Annotated in this window: 1 protein-coding gene; it reads left to right on the top strand. The window is 49.4% G+C overall.

Annotated features, from left to right (window positions below):
- A partial coding sequence (locus tag BLR60_RS24600; RefSeq protein ID WP_244155742.1) for a condensation domain-containing protein occupies positions 1–1103 on the top strand: 1103 nt, incomplete at both ends.

Below are 1103 nucleotides of genomic sequence, written 5' to 3'. Positions count from 1 at the left end.
CTCGGGGGCGATTCCATAATAACGATACAGGTGGTCAGCAGGGCCAGAAGAGCAGGTATCGAGATCCAGCCAAGAGATGTCTTCCAGCACCAGACAATTGCAGAACTTGCAGGCGCAGCAGGAAACCAGAAACCCCGGCAGGAGAACCAGGCAGACCGTCCACTGACGGGAACAGTCCGCATGCTGCCTGTACAGCAGTTCTTTTTTGAACAGCAGTTCGCAAATCCAAACCATTACAACCAGGATGTACTGCTCGCCATCGACAAGAACATCTCCGAACAGGTAATTGAGAAGGCATGTACCGAACTGGTAGAAATGCATGATGCCCTCAGGCTGTCCTATTTTATGAATGACGGAGAATGGGCACAGCAGTACACCCAAAAAGCACCCCTTTTCAGCACGTTCAGTATACAGGATGGAAAACAGATAGACCAGATATGCAGCGGGCTGCAGAAGAAAATAGATATCCACAACGGACCAATCGGCCATTTCGCCTTTATCCAGACACCGGAAGAAGACAGCCACAACAGGCTCTTCATAGTACTGCACCACCTGGTCGTGGACGGTGTCAGCTGGAGGATAATCATTGAGGACCTCCAGGACATTATAGAGAAAAGAACAACCCATCCCAAAACAGCCTCGGTAAAAACCTGGGTAAACCATCTGGAGGAATATGCAAATGATCAAAGGACATTAACACATATCCCGTTCTGGCAGAAGACTGTACAGGCAGCAAGCCCCCTGAAAACAGACCGCACGGACCGTGAGAAATCAACAGCTGAAATCTCCGTGGAAATGGACAGCAAAATGACATCCATGCTGATCCAGAACGCAAACTCAGCATACCTCACAGAAATAAACGACCTGCTGGTCACAGCGCTAGCGGAAACTTTCAGGGAATATACCAACCAGGGAGAGCTCGTCTTCGCAATGGAGGGGCACGGAAGAGAAGATATAAGACCAGGGGCAGATACAAGCCATTCCGTGGGATGGTTCACATCAATATTCCCTGTGCTGGTAGACATCGGAAGGAAAACAGAATGGTCCGACAAGATTAGAACGGTAAAGGAACAGCTCAGGGAGATACCAGACAAGGGTATCAG

The sequence above is a fragment of the Pedobacter terrae genome, assembly GCF_900100705.1.
Classification (GTDB): domain Bacteria; phylum Bacteroidota; class Bacteroidia; order Sphingobacteriales; family Sphingobacteriaceae; genus Pedobacter; species Pedobacter terrae.
This window is presented reverse-complemented; position numbering and strand designations above follow the sequence as displayed.